Consider the following 20,318-nt stretch of genomic DNA (forward strand, 5'->3'; position numbering starts at 1 on the left):
GAAGTCATGCTGCGCATTGACTTGAATTGTGATATGGGTGAAGGCTTCGGCGCTTATCGCCTCGGCCGCGATTCGGAGCTGCTCGACTACGTCAGTTCAGCCAACATCGCCTGCGGGTTCCACGCAGGTGACCCTGCAACGATGCGCAGCACGGTACAGCTGTGCCTGCGCAAGGGCGTTGCGATCGGGGCCCATCCGGGCCTGCCCGATCTGCAGGGCTTTGGCCGGCGCGAAATCGCGATCACGCCGGCAGAGGCTTACGAGCTGACGTTGTATCAGCTCGGGGCGTTGCAGGCGTTCGTCCACGCCGAAGGCGGACGCCTGCAGCACGTCAAGCCGCATGGCGCGCTCTACCACATGACGGCGAAGCGCCATGAGTTAGCCGCCGCGATTGCGGCTGCAACGGCCAGCGTCAGCACGGAGCTGACGCTGTATGGTCCGCCCGGCAGCGAGCTGCTGCGGGCGGGCGCCGCCGCGGGGCTGCGGACCGCGAGCGAGGCTTTCGCGGACCGCAGCTACCAGCGGGACGGCTCTTTGACGCCCCGCGACCAGGCGGGGGCGTTGCTTGAGAGCGCCGCTGAGGCTGCGGCGCAGGTGGAGCGGCTTGTCCGCGAAGGGAAGGTTCTCTCCCTTGAGGGAGAGGACCTTAGCATGCACGCGGACACGATCTGTATCCACGGCGATGGCGTTCACGCCGTGGAATTCGCGCGCGATATCCGCGCGCTGTTGGAGCAAGGCGGCATCGCGGTCTTGCCGCTCGGGACCTAGTGCAGATGCTAGGTCCTTTTTTTCATTTGTAACAACCCAAACTCCGTCTACCAGCCAGCATTATTCCCCAACCCAAACTCCCCCCACCAAGTAGCCCCCAATCCCCCCAACAACCACTCACCACAACCCACTTACAACTCATCCAGCCCTCAACATCATCTACTCCTCACACATCCTCCCATTTGCAGTTACGTTCTGCGATTCCCTCATCTAGCTGGTATTGCGCCATTTATAATTTTTTCAGTTACTCGCAGGAAACGTGAGCAGGTGAGCGATGAATGGAACTTCAAGATCAGTCACTAACGAGCTTCAAAAAACAACTGACATTATTTGAAATTTGTTACTAACCCAATTACTCGAAGAGTATATTGCCTGCCAGTACGGCACCCACATCCTCCACTCCTTCCACACCCCCAACAAGGAAAGAATCCCTATAACCATTCTTTCACTTGAGAGCCGCTCGGCAATATGAGTTAATAGGTATGTAGCCGGCCGGCTAATTCCTTCGGAAAGGAGTGATCAAGGTGATTACAACGCAAACAGAGGTGATCTCTGCGTAAGCAGAGGTCACTGTTCCAAGCGGGGGCCCTAGGCCCTCGCATAACTTTAACGAACGAGTAGACAGCGAGAAGCTTTTTACATATAATGAGAAATGTGAACACAAAGTGAACACAACAATAAACTACGGTGAAGGGAGTGCTTATTAATGAACACAATGACAATGACAGTAGCGATGAATGTTGCGGCCGCCGCAGAGGTACTCGTCTCCTAACTGAATATCATTCGTGGAATAACCGTTCACCTGAATTGTATAATTGCATATACAACCGACAGGCACGATTATGATCGTGTTTTTTTTATTCCATTTTTGAGAATGGTAGGAGGTTAAGGGGCGATGAAGATACTCTCTGCAAATCAGTCAAAGTTAAGCTTTGCACAATTTGAGGAGGTTTTCATCCATGAGTTATAAGAACGGGAAAGATGTTCTTCCCCCTAACCTATTAAAACAATTACAAGAATATATCCAAGGCGAAATCGTGTATATCCCTAAGAAAGAGCAGAAACGTGCAGGTTGGGGAGAAAATAACGGAACTCGCATCATTATTGAGCGGAGAAATCGTGAGATTTTCCGTTTGTACCAAACGGGTTCGACGGTTTTGGAGCTGATCAAGGTGTTTCATTTGTCCGAAGACAGCATCCGCAAAATTATTGTTAAAACACGCGAATTAACAGCCAATCAGGCATAGAAGCAGCATCCATCGTGATGCTGCTTTTTTCTTTTATACCTATTCCCGTAGGAATCCGCGGTTTCCACGACGAAATCATTTTTATAGAGCATGTAGACGATTAGGAGGAATAGAGATGATAGCTGTATTCGTGTATGGAACGTTACTGGTGGGTGAAAGTAATCATTTTGTTGTCTCTCCGTATTTACTAGATGTGCAACCTGGGGCGATCAACGGACGTTTATATGATGTAGGTTCTTATCCGGCGTTAGTTCACACAGCTGATAACCATGTGGTTGTAGGGGAATGGATTGAAGTTACAGAAGAGGGACTAGCCGCCATGGACATTTTGGAAACGTACTATAGTCCAGATCATCCAGATAATGAATACGAGCGAATTTGGGTAAAAGATGTTAACGGGGAGCGGGAAGGTTGGGTGTATGTCTATATAAGTCCGCGTGGACTTCCAGCCATTCCTGGCTCCTCTTGGAAAGCCCATCTACACCACAAGAAAGTGTGATTTCTTTCGAGTTTTTCCGACATTTTCCTATCTTGCCCTCAGATATGATGCTATAATTAGTACTAATTTATAGACTCGAGGAGAGAGAATATGTCAGCTTACAAAATATTGCTAGCCGACGATGAATTGGCGCTTCGCTTTCTGCTGACGGAAACGTTATCTGATGAGGGATACGTCATCACAGAGGTTGAGGATGGCCAACAAGCGATCGATCAGCTGGGCAAGGAAGCTTACGATTTAATTATTCTGGATTACATGATGCCGGAACGTACGGGCGTAGAGGTCTGCTCATGGTTGAGACAAAGTGATAATGTGAATAAGGACTTGCCGGTTATTCTTTTGACAGCCAAAGCCTTGGAGAAAGATAAAGAGAAAGCGAAGGCAGCCGGTGTCACTACGTACATTGTAAAGCCTTTCAGTCCACTTCAATTATTAGACACGATAGGGCAGCTGTTACAACGGTAGGTTGAACAAGCAAGCGCTGGGGTCAGATTAATTAAGCTTATAAAGGGTGATTGTCTGTTATGAGCCATAGAAACATAGAGAGATCCAAAGATTCTGGGGCAGAATCGGATCGAGAGGCAAGAATCCTCAAGCAAGGAAGAAAACTTTTTATTCGTGAATATGATAAGCAGCTTCAGCAGCTTCAGTCCTTGCTGACAGCGGTTCAGCTTGAGCCAATCCTAGAGGATTTGCAGCAGTGCTATCGGATTGCACACACACTCAAAGGTAGTGCGCCTGTATTTGGTTATGTGAGAATAGGCAAACTGGCAGAAGAATTAGTGCGGAACTGGGAATGGACACTAGCCATAGAGAAGCAGGACGATGAGTTACTTTTATCGACGAGCCCTGTTTATGAAAGCATAGAACGATCGGTCGGATTATTGCTTCAATTGAAAATGGAACTGGACATCGGCTTAACGGAAATTCAGATGGATGAGGAGCAAGATCCTGTTGCAGGCTCTATGCTTCGAACGCTAAAAAGTCGTATTTTATTAGTTGATGATGACGATGTGCTTCGCTCCTATTTGACAAGACGATTGCAACTCGATGATTGTGTTGTTGATGAAGCTGCTGATGTAGAGTCGGCTAAAAAGCTGCTACGAGAGCATACGTATGACCTCGTTACGTTAGATCTTATGATGCATCCGCAGTCGGGTTATGAGCTATTTGAGTTTCTAAAGGAAGATCCAACACTCAAATGGTTGCCGCTTATTGTTCTATCAGGACGTGACGATGTATCCGATAAAGTTCGTTGTTTCCATTTGGGGGCGGACGATTATGTGACCAAGCCCTTCCAATATGAGGAATTGGCGGCACGCATCTATGGTCTACTCAAGCGGACTCGGAATTTCGAACAGTTGGCGTTCCGCGACCCTTTGACAGGAGTGTTTAATCGTCGATATTTCGATCTGCAGATTGGGTTAGAGCTGCAGCGTATTGAACGCTATCCAGCGCCAATATCGCTTGTATTCATTGATATTGATAGTTTTAAAAGCGTCAACGATACGTACGGGCATCACGTAGGGGATTTGGTACTCCAAGGCTTGGCGCACTTAATGCAGGTGAATTTGCGATCAACGGACTTGTTGGCACGTTTTGGCGGAGAAGAATTCGTTATTGCGCTGCCGAATACGACCGTGGATCAGGCCCGATCCATTATGCAGGATATTCTAGATAAAGTCCGTGTGAAAGCTGTAGCAAAAAACGACGGTCAATCGTTCTCTATCACGTTTTCAGCTGGCGTAGCCGAATGGCAGGTGGGGATGACAATTGCCGAGTGGGTTGCTAAGGCCGACGACGCGATGTATCAAGCGAAGCAGCAGGGTAAAAATCGCATAGTACTCGCTGACTTAGAGGATGAGGGAGCGCAATTTACGAAGCTTGTCGCACATGCGCATGCACAGCTGCAGAAGAAGAAGCTCTTAATTGTGGATGATGATCCGATTCTAAGAGCGATTCTGACTTCCCAATTGGAGCACTTGCCGATTGTGATTACGCAAGTTTCAGATGGTGAACAAGCTTGGCAACTACTAGTTTATCAAGCCTTTGATGCTTGTATTTTGGATGGCGTCTTGCCTGGTCTTGATGGATTTACGCTGCTGGAGAAGATCAAGACAGATGCTAACGCACACTCCAAGGATATGAAGGTCTTGATGCTTTCGGGGAAAAAGAAAGAATCGGATGTAGCGAAGGGACTTCAAATGGGTGCTGACGATTATATGACGAAGCCGTTCTCGCTCGTAGAGCTGGAAAACCGCGTCAAACAACTGATGAAACTTAACTAAGTAGGAGGGGCAGACGGCCTCTCCTTTTTGCTATTTTGACAATAATAAGGTTGTAAGTGATTCAATCATTGTGATGGAGGTTTGCGACTTCAGCACTTTCTGATACAGTAGAATGAAAGATAAAGTTACATACGAAGGAGCAAGATGAATGTCGGAGAAAGACAATCTGGTACGTTTTGGAATTTCGATGCCGCAATCTTTAATCGAGCAATTCGACCGGTTGATTGCCTTACAAGGGTATGATAATCGCTCGGAGGCCATTCGAGATCTTGCGCGCAAGGCGCTTTTAACCTCGAGTAGTATGCAGCCAGAGGAAATGGTTGCGGGAACGATTGTCATGGTGTATGACCACGAGATTAGAGATCTGCCAATTACGTTAATGGAGCTTCAGCACGATTATCACCATGCCATCATCTCAACGATGCATATCCATTTAAACCATCAGCAATGCTTGGAAATACTCGTCGTACGCGGTGAAGTGCAGAAGCTAAGAGAACTGCAGCAGCGGATTCAGGTGTTAAAAGGGGTTGGCTACGCGGAACTGTCTGTTACACATGTAGACGAGCATAGTCAGAGCCATGGTCATAGCCACGGGCATCATCATCACGTTCAGGAAAAGCCTCATACGCATGAGTAGAATTCGTAGTTCTTCCGTATTTTTGCTAAAATAAAGGACATGGAGGTGCGTTATGTCTGAGAAGAAATGGTTCTCTTTGGAAGAGGCCAACGGTTTATTACCCTTTGTTGATCAGGAACTAAAGAAAATGCAAGCCTTGAAGAGTGAGTTTGAGGACAAATATATGGAACTACGCCATAAGAAGAATGAATACGCGGAGAAGCCAAGCACGGAAAAGGATCCGTTTTTTGTCATGGAAGCCGCTCTGGAGTTTCTGCAAATTGAAGCGCGTGGACTTATTCAAAGCTTTCAGAAGACAGGCATTGAGCTGAAGGATATCGATACAGGACTTGTCGATTTTCCAGCGGTGATGAATGGACAAGAAGTGTTGCTGTGTTGGAAGCAAGGAGAGGATCAGATTCGTTATTATCACGGGGAGCAAGATGGTTTTGCTGGCCGTAGACCAATAGCGGATTAGAGGGATACTGATGACGGGATTATTCAATCAACGAACCAAGATGTGGTTCCTGCGACTGCCAGTCGTCTTGTTTGCTGTAATGGCGATGATGCTGCTGAGTACTGTCATAGCGCCGCAATCAGTCTCTGCGCATGCCTCACTAGTCGAAGCGACGCCAGAGGCGGGAGCGAAGCTGGAAAGCTCACCGACGCAAATTTCCGTTACGTTCAATGAACAATTAGATAGCGGACTCTTTTATATCAAGGTTTATGATCATAGTGGAACAGAGATAACCAATCGCAAAGCGGTGATGAATAAGGATCAGATGGGCATTAAGCTGGATGTGCCGAAGCTGGGGGAAGGCGTGTACTTAATTAGTTATCACGTGATCTCAGCAGACGGTCATCCGGTAGGTGGAAGCTATCCGATCACGGTCGGGAATCCGCCTCAAGAGGACGTACTCGATGTGCCAACCGCCCATACGGGGCACGAACACAGCTCTGGGCCACTAACGACAAAAGGATTACTGCAATACGCCTCACGGGGCTTATGGTTCTTGATGCTGTTAGCCTTGACCGGATGGGCATTCTGGTTGCGATTGATGCGACCGCAGGGCGATGAAGCACAGAAATTCGTTTCCGCCTGGACGCTCAATCTCCAACGCGCACATATAGTTGCACTATTGCTGCTGATTTTCACGCATATCGAGGATTTGTTGGGTGGCGGTGGTGTCGATGAAATATGGCAGCTGCTAAGCGCAACGAATATCGGGATTTCGTGGGTACTGCTTCTCGTGTTATCCTTCTTAGGCTTTGTTTTGCTAGGGAGGTTGGCTTGGGTTGATGTGGGTTGGGCTGTAGCTCTATTAGCTGTCAAAAGCTTTAGCGGCCACGCTGCCTCCTTCTCTCCACTGTGGGCGACGATTGGGCTCGACTTTATTCATCTCATCGCTGCAGCTTGTTGGGTAGGCGGATTAATTCTGCTGTATGCGAAATGGCGTCATAACAAGATGGATCTCGGCAGTTATATGCAGAAATTTTCAAAATTCGCACTGATCTCGATCCTTGTGTTAACTGTTTCAGGGGTCTTATCTGTCCTGTTATTTTTACCGAGTTTACGATACTTGACGTATACGACTTGGGGAATTCTATTGCTTGTGAAAATAGGCGTGGTGGTGCTTGTTGCACTAATTGGATTCGTGATTCGCCTTTTCCTTCGCAGAAAGCAAGTGAATCAATCCATCGTTTGGGTTAAGCTAGATCTGTCACTCATGGTCGTCATTGTTGTCCTTGTCGGACTACTTACGTATATGGCGCCGATCCCAGCTAATGAGCCGCTTCAGTGGCATCAGATGGGGGAGAAGGTCCATGTTTCGGTGGACATCACGCCTAAAGTCCCTGGTAATAACGCTTTCGTCGCAAAAGTATGGCTGCCAGAGAAATCAGGCCAACCGAAGCAGGTGCTCTTGATTTTGCATAATAAGGATGACAAGGAGATCGCACCGATTTCTATTCCGTTAACGCTCTATAAGGATACGAAGGAAGAGGAGTCGTACGGTTTTGCTAAATTTAGCTACAAATCGGAAGGGCCGTATCTGCCATTTAGAGGCAATTGGGAGCTAGAGATGCGCGTCATGGATACAGAAGATAATGAGACTGTGTATAGCAAAGACTTCATTGTGTATTGAGGCTAAAGAAGTCAGATTCATATAACGGGGAGGAACACGACGATGGCTTGGGTTCAAATGTTAGATAAGGACTATCTGTCAGTCAAACTCGATAATAAAGATGATTCCGCGCTAATTGAAATCAATGATGGCGGTATTTCACCCAACTATGTGACGATTCGGCTGAATGAGCATGAAGTGGATGAGTTGATTGAAGCGCTCCAACGAGTCAAGCAATCGATGCAATAAAGGTACCGGATATATGGAAAGAACCTTCCCCTGACGGAAAGAAGTCAAAGGGAAGGTTTTTTTTTTTCAATAGCTAGGCCGTGTTGATCTAGAATAAGCTCCAGTCGAACTCCTGAGAGAGAATGCCGAGAAGGTGCACACCAGCTGTGCTGTTCCCCTTGCGGTTTAAAGCTGGTCCGACGAGGCCAATGCCGTATTGTCCCGGCACCATCGTCAGGATGCTGCCGGACACGCCGCTCTTCGCAGGCAGACCGACATTCATCGCAAATTCGCCAGAGGCATTGTACATCCCACAGGTAAACATAAAGGTCTTGGCGATTTGCACGAAGCGCCGCGGGATGAGACGTTGCTTGCGGATCGGATCCACGCCGTTATGGGCGAGAACGAGGGCCATTCTGGCTAGATCCGTGCAGTTCACTTCGACGGAGCAGTGACTGAAATAGACACGAAGCACATCGTCTACTTCTTCATCTAAGACACCATTATCCTTCAGGAAATAGGCTAAGGAACGATTCCGATGGGCCGTATCGGATTCGGACTTGAACACGTTTTGATTGATGGTAAGCGTAGGATTATCGGCAATTTCCCTAAAGAAATGAACGATACGATCGACCTGCTCATCCGTGCTATTCCCCGCAATTAAAGAGGAGATCGCAATAGCTCCTGCATTGATTAGCGGGTTGAATGGAATGCCTGGCTCGATTAGCTCGAGCTTCAGCATGGAGTTGAAGTCATCACCAGTTGGCTCCATTCCTACCTTTGAGAAGACAACGTCTTCGCCATTGTCCATGAGGGCTAGAATCAGTGAAAAAACTTTGGAAATACTCTGCAGGGTGAAGCGAAAGTCAGAATCCCCTGATGTGATGGTCTGCCCGTCACTATCCATTATGCAAATACCGAGAATATCCCCGGAAGCATTCGCTAGTTCAGGGATATAGGAAGCAACATGACCTTCCGAAGTATGTGTTTTGCTAACAGCAACCCATTCGTCGATATGAGCATGAAGCTTCATCCAGGTTTCATCGTGTTGTTGGTGAGACATGGCGAAGTCAGTCCTTCCTCTTCTCTAGGCTTTCCAAGCTTGCGGGTGATTATCGCTGATAAGCTCCGTTGCCGCTGCATTCGCAATCACTTGCTCAGGGTTCTTACAGCCTGGAATAACGGAAGTGACAGCATTATGCTTCAAACACCAAGCCAATGCCCATTTAGCCATGTCCATGCCCTCAGGCACTTCATTTTGCTGTATGCGCTGAACTTCTTCTAGCTTTTGTCTTACGCTGTCGGCATCGTGGCGATGGCGAACGTCCGTGTTACTGAATACGGCGCCTGGTTTATACTTTCCGCTTAAATAGCCGCTAGCCAGCGGTACACGCGCGAGTACACCAAGGTCTTGATCGATACAAGATTGGAATACCTGATCTTCCGGCGCACGATCCAAGCGGTTATAAACGACTTGAATCGCTTTCGAATTCGCTTTGCCTGAATTAGCAGTCTGATGAATATTGGCATTGCTGCCGATTGACGTGCCTAAGTGACGAATTTTGCCAGCCTGCACTTGTTTATCGAGCGTTGTCCAGAGATCATCATTATCGAACAAGGCATCAGGACCGGAATGGAATTGGTATAAGTCAATATAATCCGTATGTAAAGCCTGTAGTGACGCATCAAGCTGCTTGACGACAGATTCGGCACTAAACTCATCGGTCCGAGTAAATAAATCATGGAAATGATGGCCGAATTTCGTTGCGACAACCCACTTATCGCGATCGCGGCGGGATAAATAATTACCGATAAACGACTCAGACAGGTGATCGCCATAGCACTCTGCCGTATCGATCAGGTTGATGCCAAGCTCAGCGGCTTGATCTAGAATCGCGTCTGCTTCTGCTTGTGTATAGGTTAATCCCCACTCACCGCCAAATTGCCAAGTACCAACACCAACGATGGAAACTTTCAAGTCTGTTTTGCCAAGTCTACGATATTTCATGTCGTGCACTCTCCTTAGTAAGGTATCCAAATTCATTATACAACAACATTTTATTTAATCTTAATGTAAGCTTTCCATAAATGGGCTATGGTGTAAAGAGGGAATGAATAATAACGAGAGGATGTTGGTACTTTTGGTCAAAAAGTATGTGCTAAGCCTATTGAAAGAATGGGTGCCTACTATAGCGTTTGCTATCATCATCGCACTTGTTGTTAATACGTATGTTGCGCAGGCGATGACAGTTCCAACAGGCTCCATGTTGCCGACAATTCAATTACAAGACGAGCTTATTGTTGAGAAAATGAAGCCATTAACCGACTTTGAGTTCGGTGATATCGTTGTGTTTTGGCCGCCTATTGAGGGAAATGAGGACCGCTATGTGAAGCGTCTGATTGGATTGCCTGGCGATACAATAGAAATCAAAGACGGCGCGTTGTACCGAAATGGAACCAAAGTAGACGAGCCTTATATCCAAGAACCAATGACATACACGTATCATCAGGTTACTGTGCCTGAAGGGAAGTATTTCTTCCTTGGGGATAACCGTAACGACAGCTATGATTCCCATTTGTGGCCATCCACACCTTTTGTAGCTGAAAAAGATATTATCGGTAAAGCCGTATTTCGAATTTTCCCACTGAGTCAAATAGGGACAATTGATTGAACAATGTAAATGAAAGAAGCTCCCAACCTCATTTTGAGGAAGGGAGCTTTTTCTCATGATTTAAGCAAGATGAGGTGTAACTTGTTTCTCATCTTCACCGTCGCCTTCATTTTTCTTCTTACGGTCGGAAAGCTTAATGTTCCCTACGAATAGCGTAAGAATCGCGCCCAGAAGCACGAAGACCAAGCCGTAAATAAATACTTGGTGAAGTGACGTTACTAGTGCATTTTTCAGCACTGGCAACATGTGCTCTACGAATTCTTTAGGCATTTTGGCCAAAGATTCAGGAACAAGTAGAGAAGAGTACAGGGCCTGCGGATTCGTATGAATCATATCGGTCATTGAATTCGCTAGTTCACTTGCTTCCGCGGGAAGCTGTTTCACGACAGGCTCAAGATCTTGCTCTAACAGGACGGTTGATTTGTGATTCATGATAGCTCCGAGAATCGTCATCCCGAAAGTACCACCAATTTGACGGAAGAATTGGCTGGAAGACGTTACAACGCCAAGCTCTGATTTCGGGAAGCTTTCTTGCAGAGCAAGTGTAAGAATTGGCATGACAAGACCCATTCCTAAGCCTAGAAGAATCATGTAGCTGGAAGCGATCAACTTGGTTGTTGAGATGCCCATTGAACTTAGGAATAAGAAGCCGACGGCCATCACGATCATACCGATCAGCATTTGCTTACGAACACCAATTTTGGCAATGAATTGCCCCGAGATCACGCTGGCAATAATCATCGTAATCATGAGCGGAGTCATGACAGTACCAGAAGCCGATGCACTAATACCAACGATGCCTTGCATGAAGAGGGGCACGAACATAATGGCTCCGAACATACCCACTGCCATCAAGAAGCCTACGCCGTTAATCGTGGAGAACGTTCTATTTTTAAACAATCGCACCGGAAGGATAGGTTCTTGTGCTTTGCTTTCAATGAATACGAAGGAAACTAAAGAAACAACAGCTAATACGAATAGACCAATGATTTGCCAAGAGCCCCATGGATAATCTTTTCCCCCGAATGTAAGGGCTAGAAGTAAGCTCACAACACCGACGATCATGGTAATAATGCCGGGAATATCGAATTTAACTTTTCCAACAGATGTATGCTTCGGTAAAGCAATCGCGATCAAAATAACAGCGAGAATACCAACGGGTAGGTTGATGTAGAACACCCAACGCCAGTCCCACGCATCTACGATCCAGCCACCAACTTGCGGGCCGATAACAGAGGATAAACCGAAGATTGCTCCGAAAACCCCTTGCCATTTGGCACGCTGTTTACCTGTAAATAAATCCCCGATAATAATCATAGCCATTGGCATCATGATACCACCGCCAAGACCTTGCAGACCACGGAACAAGATAAGTTCCGTCATATTCTGAGACATACCACAAAGCGCTGAAGCAACGATAAAGATAATGAGTCCTGTTACATAGATGACGCGGCGGCCTATTAAGTCGGCCAATTTACCCGCGATAGGTACGATAACGGTTGATGTCAGCATGTAAGCTGTCGTTAACCAGGTCATCAAACCGAGTCCACCGAATTCCCCAACGATACGTGGCATTGCAGTACCAACGATCGTACCGTCCAAGGCTCCGAAAAGCATGGCGATGATCAAACCAGTGAGCAAGAGCCCACGATTTTTGAGCTCAGGTGCTGCAGCTTCCAAGACGTCCTTGGGTGCTGCTTTTTGAATATTTTCCATGTGTATTTCACTCCTTTGTTGTAATAAGATTAATAAGATGAAGTAAATTTTTCGAATGCACTTACGAAAATATGCAGTTCATCCGAAGGAAGCTGTGACAATCCACTTGCAATCACTTTCTTCTGGACTTCATTAGCCTGAGCGAGGACAGCAGTCCCTTCAGCAGTGTTCTCGACTAGAACGATTCGACGATCCGTCTCATGATGTTTACGTATCACATGCCCGCTTTGAACAAGTCGATCAATCATCACCGTGATCGCACTTGGTTTAACGCCTAATTTATCTGCAAGATGAGATTGTTTCGGTGTCTGTTCCTTAGAGATCATCGCTAACATGAATAATTGGGGAGCCGTTAACTCCGAATTCAACTCTGAGAGGACCCTTTGAGATATTTTGCGATGAGCCAGTTCAAATGTTGAGCGGAAGCGATTGGTATAGTTAATCAATTCATCTTCCATGTCATATCCTCCTTGCAAATTGTTAGAATTGTCTAATAATTAAACAATATAATAATTAAATCAAATAACCTTTAAACTATTTAAGTAAAATATAGACCTGTCGATGTATGAAGTCAATAGGATATTTCTGAAAATTTTCAGAAACAAAGGATGTATGTACTTGCATATCCTTTGTATCTTGCATATAATAACTGATACATATACGTGGAAATGCTTTGACGGAGAAGAGTACGCAGTGCTTCTTGACAGGGAGGGAAAGCCAATGATTGAGAGCTGGCCCCGAGAATCAGGCTGTGGAAGTTCGCTCCCGAGCAGTCCTTTGAACAGAGGCTTTAAGCAGCTTCTCAATAGAGGGAACCGGACACATCGTCCGTTATCTGGAATGAAGTGAGACTCGTTTATTTGTCAACTGGACATGGACGAATCTAATTAGGGTGGTACCACGGCTTTTCGTCCCTTGCGAGGGAGCGGAAAGTCTTTTTTGTGTTTTCATAAAAGGTGATTCAGAGGCCTAATTCAGGAGGGATTTCAATGAAAGAGCGGTTAGAAGCTTTGAAGCAGGAAGCGCTGCAGGAGCTTAGCGGTGTTGGAAGTCAGCAAGAGCTGAACGATTTAAGAGTTAAATATTTAGGCAAAAAAGGGCCGTTAACGGAGGTTCTTCGCGGCATGGGCGCGTTAAGCGCTGAGGAAAGACCAGTCATCGGCCAAGTGGCGAATGATGTTCGTGCAGCGATTGAAGCTGTTATCGAAGAAAAACAAGCAGCCTATACGAAACAAGAAACTGAAAACAGACTTCGTGCGGAAATGATCGACGTTACGTTGCCAGGACGTCCTTCACACCAAGGTGCTGTTCATCCGTTGAGCAAAGTCATTCAAGAGATTGAAGATATTTTCATCGGGATGGGCTACACCGTTGCGGAGGGTCCAGAGGTTGAGCAAGACTATTACAACTTCGAAGCATTGAACCTGCCTAAGGATCACCCTGCTCGTGATATGCAGGATTCGTTCTATGTTACAGAAGAAATTTTGATGCGCACGCAAACATCCCCTGTTCAAGTAAGAACAATGGAGAAGCGTAAAGGTGAGGTTCCGATCAAAATCATTTGCCCAGGCAAAGTATACCGCCGCGATGACGATGATGCGACTCACTCCCACATGTTTCAACAAATTGAAGGTCTGGTCATTGACCGCAACGTGCGGATGAGTGATCTCAAAGGGACATTGCTGCAATTCGTACAAGAAATGTATGGCCCTACGACGAAAATACGCATGCGTCCAAGCTTTTTCCCGTTCACAGAGCCGAGCGTTGAGGTCGATGTGAGCTGTGCGATGTGTGGCGGCGAGGGCTGCCGTACATGTAAGCAAACAGGTTGGTTGGAAATCCTCGGAGCAGGTATGGTACATCCACGCGTTCTTGAGATGGGCGGCTATGATCCGAAAGAATATACGGGCTTCGCATTTGGTATGGGTGTTGAACGTATCGCTATGTTGAAATATGGCATCGAAGATATTCGCCATTTCTATACGAATGATTTACGTTTCTTAAAGCAATTTTTACATGTGTAAGCAATAGGAAAAGGAGGGTATAAGCATGAACGTTTCTTATCAATGGTTATCAGAATATGTTGACGTAACAGGCTTCACGGCCGAGGAATTAGCTGAAAAATTAACCCGCAGCGGGATCGAAGTGGATATTGTTGAGGATCGTAATAAAGGTGTATCGAATGTTGTTGTCGGATTCGTTAAATCACGCGAGAAGCATCCAGATGCGGATAAACTAAGCGTTTGTGTAATTGATGCAGGGCAAGGCGAAGATTTGCAAATCGTGTGTGGCGCTAAAAACATAGATGCTGGACAAAAGGTTCCTGTCGCTATGATCGGTGCCGTCCTACCAGGCGGACTAGAAATCAAACGCGCGAAGCTTCGCGGCGTGGAATCACAAGGCATGATCTGTTCCGCGAAAGAGCTAGGGCTTAACGACAAGCTGCTTCCAAAAGAAATTCAAGAAGGCATCTTGGTCTTGCCTGAGGATACGCAAATCGGAAGCTCAATTCTTGATGTATTGGCAATCAGCGACAAAGTTATGGAGCTTGACTTGACACCGAACCGCTCCGATTGCTTGAGCATGCTCGGAGCGGCTTACGAAATCGCGGCGATCCTTGGCCGCGAAGTGAAGCTGCCTGATGCGGAAGCTGCGCTGCAAGCAGCAGGAGCTGCTGGTGTGAAGGCTGCGGATCGCATTAGCGTGAAAATCACAGCGACTGAGCAGTGCACGCACTACGCGGCTCGCTTGATTGAAGGCGTGCGCGTGGGCACTTCTCCGCTGTGGATTCAGAACCGCTTGATGGCTGCCGGGATCCGCCCCATCAACAACATTGTCGACATCACGAACTTCGTGATGTTGGAGTATGGCCAGCCGCTTCATGCTTTCGACGTGGAGCAGCTGAACAACGGACACATCGACGTACGACTCGCAAAAGCTGGCGAGAAGCTCGTAACACTTGACGATGTGGAACGTACCCTTGAACCGCACATGCTGCTTGTCACGGACGGCACCAAGCCTGTTGCGATCGCTGGAGTTATGGGCGGCGCCAACTCCGAAGTGACTAATGGAACTTCGCGGATCCTGCTTGAATCCGCGAAGTTCGCTGGCAGCTCCGTGCGCCGCACGTCGCGCCAGCTGGGTTTACGCTCAGAAGCGAGCCTTCGCTTCGAGAAAGAAGTGAACCCGGAATCGGTGATTCCGGCACTGAACCGTGCTGCTGCGCTGATTGCGCAATACGCAGGCGGTAAAGTCGCTGACGGCATCGTAGAAGCCGCTAGCGGAACGCACAAGTCGGTCAGCATCGAGCTTGCAGCTGACCGCGTGAACAACTATCTCGGCACAGCGCTTTCCTTGACCGAGATGGGGCAAATCCTTTCGCGCTTGCATTTCACTTTCGAGCAAGCTGGCGAAGGCAAACTGCTCGTGCATGTGCCGAGCCGCCGCGGGGACATTACACGTGATGTCGATTTGATCGAAGAAGTGGCACGTCTCTTCGGATACGATAACATCCCGACAACCTTGATGACCGGCGTTACAACACCAGGGTCATTGTCCAAGGAGCAATCCATCCGCCGCATTACACGGAATATCTTAACGCAAAGCGGATTGAATGAAGTGATTACGTATTCCTTCACAAACCCGCGTACCCACGGTAACGCAGGTACAGAAGTGAATCACCAATCCCAAGTTGATGCAATTCCTGGTCTTTACCCGACAGCGAAGCCGATCTCACTTGCGATGCCAATGAGCGAAGACCGCAGTCAGCTGCGCACTAGCTTGCTGCCGCATTTGCTCGATGTCGTTAGCTATAATCGCAATCGTACAATGGATGACGTTGCCATTTTCGAAATTGGCAAAGCATTCATTACAGACGAAGCGTCGCTTACAACTTTGCCGCAAGAAAAAATGCTTCTGTCCATCGTACTGACAGGTAAACGCCGTCAAGCACATTGGGCTCAGAAATCAGAAGCTGTTGATTTCTATGATATCAAAGGGATTTTCGATCGTTTAGTGCAATACCTAGGAATCAAGGGTCTTACCTATACATCAGCTGCACCAGAGGGCTTCCATCCAGGTCGTACAGCTGAAATCTTACTTGCTTCCGCTGAAGGTCCGAAGGTAATTGGTCGCGTAGGCCAACTGCATCCGACTGCGCAACAACAGCGTGATCTAGACGATACGTATGTGCTAGAAGTAGAACTGTCTCCGATCTTGGAAGCTGCTGGCGACGAGATTGTCTATAAGCTGTTACCGCGCTATCCGTCTATCGGGCGCGATATTGCAGTTGTGGTGAATACAAGCGTCCCAGTTGGGCTTATAGAGCAAGCGATTTCCGAAGTTGCAGGGGAATTGTTGGAATCCATTCAGGTATTTGATATCTATACTGGAGAGCGTCTTGGAGCTAATCGCAAAAGCGTAGCAATCGCACTTGTGTACCGTCATGCGGACAGAACATTGCTGGATGAAGAAGTGACTGAACTCCACGCCAAAGTTGTGGCAAAGCTTGAACAACAATTTGAGGCAGAGTTAAGAAAATAGTGTAACTTTCCTTATAGGTTGCAGGAATATAGGCTGGTCTTATCGAAATTATTCTCGATAGGGCCAGCCTTTCATCTTAAGGGAGGATTTTAAATTGACTATTGAAGATAAAACAAGAATTACTGTTGATATATATGGACACCAATATAAGCTCAAAGCAGATACAAGCACGAATCATATGAAGCGTGTGGCTGAATATGTTAATGACCAAATGTTTCGGATTGCCAAAGGTTATCCTCGTTTGGATTCGCAGCGAATCGCTGTTTTGGCCGCAGTAAACATGGCGGACGAATGCTTCAGAATGAATGAAATCCTGGAAGAGCTTAGCAAAGTGCAGAGAGAGCAAGAAGCGACGAAAATCGCCTATGAGAGGCTTACATCGCGGTTTGATGAACTTAAAAAAGAAGATGATAAGAATCAAGCACTTCTCGCTGAACAGAACGGGAAGTTGCAACAAATTACAGAACAAGAAAAACAACAGAAGCAAGAAATACTAAAAGTAAAACAGGAACAAGAACAATCGAATCAGCAAATGCTGCAAATGAAACAAAAGCATGAGCTAGGGAAGCAAGAGTTAGAGCAAGCCAAGCAGCAACTCGAACAAGTTAAACAACAGCAGGTTCAAGCCAAACAACAGATCGATCAAGCTAAACAACAACAAGATCAAGTTAATAAACAAATAGATCAATTCAAGCAACAGCTCGACCAAGAGAAGCGCCAAAGCCTACAAGTAAAACAGCAACTGGAACAAGAGAAAAGCCAAAGCCTACAAGTAAAACAGCAGCTTGAACAAGAGAAAAGCCAAAGCCTACAAGTAAAACAGCAGCTTGAACAAGAGAAAAGCCAAATCCTACAGGTAAAACAGCAGCTTGAACAAGAGAAAAGCCAAAGCTTACAAGTGAAACAGCAGCTTGAACAAGAGAAAAGCCAAAGCTTACAAGTGAAACAGCAGCTCGAGCAAGAGAAAAGCCAAAGCCTACAAGTAAAACAGCAGCTTGAACAAGAGAAAAGCCAAAGCCTACAGGTTAAAGAGCAGTTAGAGCAAGATATACAACAACAACTGCAACAAAGTAAACAGCAGCTAGACCAGGAAAAGCAACAGCACCAACAAAGCAAACAACAGCTGGACCAGGAAAAACAACAGCATGAACAAAGCAAAAAACAGCTTGAGCAAGAGAGACAACAGCATCAACAAAGCAAACAGCAGCTTGCGCAAGTTCAGCAACAGAAATCACAACAGCTTTTGAAGTTGGCTGAACAGCACAAGGTAGAATTGTCTGCTATTGCGGACACGCATCGCCAAGAAAATGAAAGTCTGCAACACCAGTTGCAAGAAGAGAAACAATCACTTATCCAATTGCATCTACAGGACAAAGAAAGTGTAGAGCTACAGCATCAAGAAGCGCTGGCCTTACTGTCCATGCAAAGCGGTTCAGATATAGACGGTATCCACCAGCAGTACCAAGCGCAAATCGAATCCATAACCAAACAGCACCAAGAAGCACAAGCGTCCATGGCTCGTGAGCATCAATCGCAGCTAACCTCCCTGAAACAAGAGCATCAAGCAGCTATTGTGAACCTAACAGACGAGCATCAAGCAGCTATTGCCCTTATGGCGGAGGAACAACAGCTTGCGATAGCCCTTTTGGCGGAGGAACAACAAGTAGCAATTGAGATCTTGACAGAAGAACAACAAGTTGCAATCGCTCTTTTAACAGAAGAACATCAAGCTGAATTAGTAGCTATCTCAGATAGTCATTTAAGTGAAATTGAAACGATTTCAGAGGAATACCAAACAGAGATGACTGCAATCGCAGATAAACTTCAAAATGAATTAGCAAATCAAACAGATGAGCACCATTTCGAGATTGCCTCATTGACTGAAAGTCATCACAGTGAAATAGATTCAATCAAAAAGAACCACCAACTCGAACTGAATACCATTTCAGAAAAGCACCAAAACGAGTTGAACTCTTTTTCAGAGAAACATCAAACAGAATTGGAATCGCTCTCTGAGCTTCACCGAAATGAATTAGTCACTAACACAAAGAAACATCATGATGAAATTGCGGCTATCGTACGTGGACACAACGCTGAGATTCATGCCGTTAAGCAGAAGCATCAAGCCGATCTCGAGGTTGCAGCTAGCACGCATCAAGAGGATATAGATTCACTGGCGTTGCTTTATCAGGAAGAAGAAGAGGAGAAGCTTCGACGTTATGAAGCGGAAAAAGGGGATCTAGAAGGTCACTTGCAAGAACAACAAACAGCCTTTAAACAACAGCTCGAAGAGCAAAAAGCAACAATTATTCAGCATTATCAAGGGAAAATAGAAGAATTGCTTGCACAGATGCAGGCTGAGCGAAATACACGCACACAGCAATTTGAAGAAGAGAAAGAGCGTATTCTGGCTCAAGTTCAACAGGAGAAAGAAGATCTTCTCCAGATGAGTATGAATGACGAAGCACAGCAAGAAGAACTGCTAGCTATTAAAGAAGAGTATAGGAAATTGCGTGAGGAATATGCTAAGCTGCAAATCGAATACAACGAATGGATAGAGCTTGTTGAAGCGGATAGCCCGGTCGGGTAGCACTAAGTGACACTGAACACACTAGATTACGTCTTAATGTCGGTTGTTGCCTTGGGACTGCTAATTGGCTACTTTAGAGGATTTATCGCTCAAATCGTTTCCATTTCGGGTATGATCCTTGCCTACCTTGTTGCCTTTTACTTTTATAAAGATCTAGCACCATTACTCAAAAGCGCAATTTCATTGCCAACTTATCAAAATTATGAAAAATATGAATTTATCGTTAAAGGCCTTAATTTAGATGTATATATCTTAAATGCTATTGCCTTTGCGTTACTATTTTTCAGTGTTAAACTCGCGCTTGTGATCATTGGTAGAGCGTTGAATATTCTTGCTAAAACGCCGGGACTCAACGCAATCAACCGTTGGAGCGGCGCATTACTGGGGCTAGCAGAAGCTCTGCTTATCATCGTGATTGCAGTGAATGTCATGACCATCATTCCTTCTGATGGCCCCCAAAAGCTTTTAGCAAGCTCATCCATCGCACCTTATTTGATTAACGAGCTGCCGCAGGTAGCTGGAAAACTTCATGACCTGTGGAAACAAGGAATATCCCTATAGAAACTACTGCCTTTTGAAAAAAAGCGGTAGTTTCTATTTATTTTGGCTGGAAATAGCTTAATACAGCGGGGGAGGAAGGGTGGATGGATGAATGGCGGAGGGGCTATATATCGCAAAAACTATTTTCTGAAGTATCTACAAATTCTGCCGACACATCTCTTTCAGCTAGATTTTTTAGTCCAAAACCACAGATGTCAATTTCCATGGTGTGAGATTTTTCACTTGAGTGGTAAGTAAAAGTTAATTTAGTATTTGCTGTAATTGGTAATGTGAATTGAGCTAATAAATGTAGATATCTCAGAAAATACAAAACTCCGAAGTACTCTTCACCTAAATAAACAAATTTTCCTTTACATGGAAACACCTTTTTGCGATATTTTCAAGTAGTTTGAAAGCAATAGCAAACTGAATATACAAAAAGCCTCATCACGATAGTCGTGATAAGGCTTGTCCAACAAGAGCTATAGA

18 protein-coding genes are annotated in these 20,318 nt (G+C 46.1%); 14 read left to right on the forward strand and 4 right to left on the reverse strand.

Annotated elements, in window-relative coordinates:
* Positions 1-6: 6 nt before the first annotated feature.
* The 9 genes from AC58QG_RS26045 to AC58QG_RS26085 all read left to right on the forward strand — a co-directional run bounded on the left by AC58QG_RS26045 (position 7) and on the right by AC58QG_RS26085 (position 7,790).
* Positions 7-768: a LamB/YcsF family protein gene (locus tag AC58QG_RS26045; protein ID WP_497365013.1), complete on the forward strand. Its 762-nt coding sequence runs from the start codon at positions 7-9 to the stop codon at positions 766-768.
* 959 nt (positions 769-1,727) lie between these two features.
* Positions 1,728-2,015, forward strand: a complete 288-nt coding sequence (locus AC58QG_RS26050) for a CD3324 family protein (RefSeq protein WP_028556449.1) — start codon at positions 1,728-1,730, stop codon at positions 2,013-2,015.
* Between the two features lie 115 nt (positions 2,016-2,130).
* Positions 2,131-2,514, forward strand: coding sequence for a gamma-glutamylcyclotransferase family protein (locus tag AC58QG_RS26055; protein ID WP_497365014.1), 384 nt, complete (start codon positions 2,131-2,133; stop codon positions 2,512-2,514).
* A gap of 90 nt (positions 2,515-2,604) precedes the next feature.
* Positions 2,605-2,979 (forward strand): response regulator, encoded by a 375-nt coding sequence (locus AC58QG_RS26060; RefSeq protein ID WP_497365015.1) that lies wholly within the window; start codon positions 2,605-2,607, stop codon positions 2,977-2,979.
* 59 nt (positions 2,980-3,038) lie between these two features.
* The gene (locus AC58QG_RS26065; RefSeq protein ID WP_497365016.1) at positions 3,039-4,802 is read left to right on the forward strand and encodes a response regulator; all 1,764 of its coding nucleotides are present in this window, start codon (positions 3,039-3,041) and stop codon (positions 4,800-4,802) included.
* Between the two features lie 148 nt (positions 4,803-4,950).
* Positions 4,951-5,439: a nickel-responsive transcriptional regulator NikR gene (nikR, locus tag AC58QG_RS26070; protein ID WP_497365017.1), complete on the forward strand. Its 489-nt coding sequence runs from the start codon at positions 4,951-4,953 to the stop codon at positions 5,437-5,439.
* A gap of 52 nt (positions 5,440-5,491) precedes the next feature.
* On the forward strand, positions 5,492-5,896 hold the full coding sequence (locus AC58QG_RS26075; protein WP_497365018.1) for a DUF2203 domain-containing protein: 405 nt from the start codon (positions 5,492-5,494) through the stop codon (positions 5,894-5,896).
* Positions 5,897-5,906: 10 nt separating this feature from the next.
* On the forward strand, positions 5,907-7,562 hold the full coding sequence (locus AC58QG_RS26080) for a copper resistance CopC/CopD family protein (RefSeq protein WP_497365019.1): 1,656 nt from the start codon (positions 5,907-5,909) through the stop codon (positions 7,560-7,562).
* Positions 7,563-7,604: 42 nt separating this feature from the next.
* Positions 7,605-7,790, forward strand: a complete 186-nt coding sequence (locus AC58QG_RS26085; protein WP_497365020.1) for a hypothetical protein — start codon at positions 7,605-7,607, stop codon at positions 7,788-7,790.
* Between the two features lie 88 nt (positions 7,791-7,878).
* Here AC58QG_RS26085 and glsA read toward each other — a convergent pair whose 3' ends face one another.
* Positions 7,879-8,832: a glutaminase A gene (gene glsA, locus AC58QG_RS26090; protein ID WP_497365021.1), complete on the reverse strand. Its 954-nt coding sequence runs from the start codon at positions 8,830-8,832 to the stop codon at positions 7,879-7,881.
* A 24-nt stretch (positions 8,833-8,856) separates the two neighbouring features.
* Positions 8,857-9,777, reverse strand: a complete 921-nt coding sequence (locus tag AC58QG_RS26095; RefSeq protein ID WP_497365022.1) for an aldo/keto reductase — start codon at positions 9,775-9,777, stop codon at positions 8,857-8,859.
* Between the two features lie 121 nt (positions 9,778-9,898).
* Here AC58QG_RS26095 and lepB point away from each other — a divergent pair, with 121 nt between their 5' ends.
* Positions 9,899-10,441, forward strand: a complete 543-nt coding sequence (gene lepB, locus AC58QG_RS26100) for a signal peptidase I (RefSeq protein ID WP_497365023.1) — start codon at positions 9,899-9,901, stop codon at positions 10,439-10,441.
* 60 nt (positions 10,442-10,501) lie between these two features.
* Here lepB and AC58QG_RS26105 read toward each other — a convergent pair whose 3' ends face one another.
* Positions 10,502-12,157: an MDR family MFS transporter gene (locus tag AC58QG_RS26105; RefSeq protein ID WP_497365024.1), complete on the reverse strand. Its 1,656-nt coding sequence runs from the start codon at positions 12,155-12,157 to the stop codon at positions 10,502-10,504.
* Positions 12,158-12,186: 29 nt separating this feature from the next.
* Positions 12,187-12,615: a MarR family winged helix-turn-helix transcriptional regulator gene (locus AC58QG_RS26110; protein WP_497365025.1), complete on the reverse strand. Its 429-nt coding sequence runs from the start codon at positions 12,613-12,615 to the stop codon at positions 12,187-12,189.
* Between the two features lie 531 nt (positions 12,616-13,146).
* Here AC58QG_RS26110 and pheS point away from each other — a divergent pair.
* The 4 genes from pheS (at position 13,147) to AC58QG_RS26130 (ending at position 19,850) form a co-directional block, all read left to right on the forward strand.
* Positions 13,147-14,181 carry a phenylalanine--tRNA ligase subunit alpha gene (gene pheS, locus AC58QG_RS26115; RefSeq protein WP_497365026.1) on the forward strand — a complete coding sequence of 345 codons (1,035 nt, stop codon included), beginning with the start codon at positions 13,147-13,149 and terminating at the stop codon, positions 14,179-14,181.
* A gap of 25 nt (positions 14,182-14,206) precedes the next feature.
* On the forward strand, positions 14,207-16,699 hold the full coding sequence (gene pheT, locus AC58QG_RS26120) for a phenylalanine--tRNA ligase subunit beta (protein ID WP_497365027.1): 2,493 nt from the start codon (positions 14,207-14,209) through the stop codon (positions 16,697-16,699).
* A gap of 94 nt (positions 16,700-16,793) precedes the next feature.
* Positions 16,794-19,289: a cell division protein ZapA gene (gene zapA / locus AC58QG_RS26125; protein WP_497365028.1), complete on the forward strand. Its 2,496-nt coding sequence runs from the start codon at positions 16,794-16,796 to the stop codon at positions 19,287-19,289.
* Positions 19,290-19,295: 6 nt separating this feature from the next.
* Positions 19,296-19,850 (forward strand): CvpA family protein, encoded by a 555-nt coding sequence (locus AC58QG_RS26130; RefSeq protein WP_497365029.1) that lies wholly within the window; start codon positions 19,296-19,298, stop codon positions 19,848-19,850.
* Positions 19,851-20,318: the final 468 nt, after the last annotated feature.

It is taken from the genome of Paenibacillus sp. J22P169, assembly GCF_059691995.1.

What these genes read in the sequence shown, in the direction of transcription:
- lepB (WP_497365023.1), top strand. Translation starts at nt 9,899, where the DNA reads ATGTTGGTACTTTTGGTCAAAAAGTATGTGCTAAGCCTATTGAAAGAA.
- AC58QG_RS26105 (WP_497365024.1), bottom strand. Translation starts at nt 12,157, where the DNA reads ATGGAAAATATTCAAAAAGCAGCACCCAAGGACGTCTTGGAAGCTGCA.
- AC58QG_RS26060 (WP_497365015.1), top strand. Translation starts at nt 2,605, where the DNA reads ATGTCAGCTTACAAAATATTGCTAGCCGACGATGAATTGGCGCTTCGC.
- AC58QG_RS26045 (WP_497365013.1), top strand. Translation starts at nt 7, where the DNA reads ATGCTGCGCATTGACTTGAATTGTGATATGGGTGAAGGCTTCGGCGCT.
- AC58QG_RS26085 (WP_497365020.1), top strand. Translation starts at nt 7,605, where the DNA reads ATGGCTTGGGTTCAAATGTTAGATAAGGACTATCTGTCAGTCAAACTC.
- pheS (WP_497365026.1), top strand. Translation starts at nt 13,147, where the DNA reads ATGAAAGAGCGGTTAGAAGCTTTGAAGCAGGAAGCGCTGCAGGAGCTT.
- nikR (WP_497365017.1), top strand. Translation starts at nt 4,951, where the DNA reads ATGTCGGAGAAAGACAATCTGGTACGTTTTGGAATTTCGATGCCGCAA.
- AC58QG_RS26050 (WP_028556449.1), top strand. Translation starts at nt 1,728, where the DNA reads ATGAGTTATAAGAACGGGAAAGATGTTCTTCCCCCTAACCTATTAAAA.
- glsA (WP_497365021.1), bottom strand. Translation starts at nt 8,832, where the DNA reads ATGTCTCACCAACAACACGATGAAACCTGGATGAAGCTTCATGCTCAT.
- AC58QG_RS26095 (WP_497365022.1), bottom strand. Translation starts at nt 9,777, where the DNA reads ATGAAATATCGTAGACTTGGCAAAACAGACTTGAAAGTTTCCATCGTT.
- AC58QG_RS26080 (WP_497365019.1), top strand. Translation starts at nt 5,907, where the DNA reads ATGACGGGATTATTCAATCAACGAACCAAGATGTGGTTCCTGCGACTG.
- AC58QG_RS26110 (WP_497365025.1), bottom strand. Translation starts at nt 12,615, where the DNA reads ATGGAAGATGAATTGATTAACTATACCAATCGCTTCCGCTCAACATTT.
- AC58QG_RS26055 (WP_497365014.1), top strand. Translation starts at nt 2,131, where the DNA reads ATGATAGCTGTATTCGTGTATGGAACGTTACTGGTGGGTGAAAGTAAT.
- AC58QG_RS26065 (WP_497365016.1), top strand. Translation starts at nt 3,039, where the DNA reads ATGAGCCATAGAAACATAGAGAGATCCAAAGATTCTGGGGCAGAATCG.
- AC58QG_RS26075 (WP_497365018.1), top strand. Translation starts at nt 5,492, where the DNA reads ATGTCTGAGAAGAAATGGTTCTCTTTGGAAGAGGCCAACGGTTTATTA.
- pheT (WP_497365027.1), top strand. Translation starts at nt 14,207, where the DNA reads ATGAACGTTTCTTATCAATGGTTATCAGAATATGTTGACGTAACAGGC.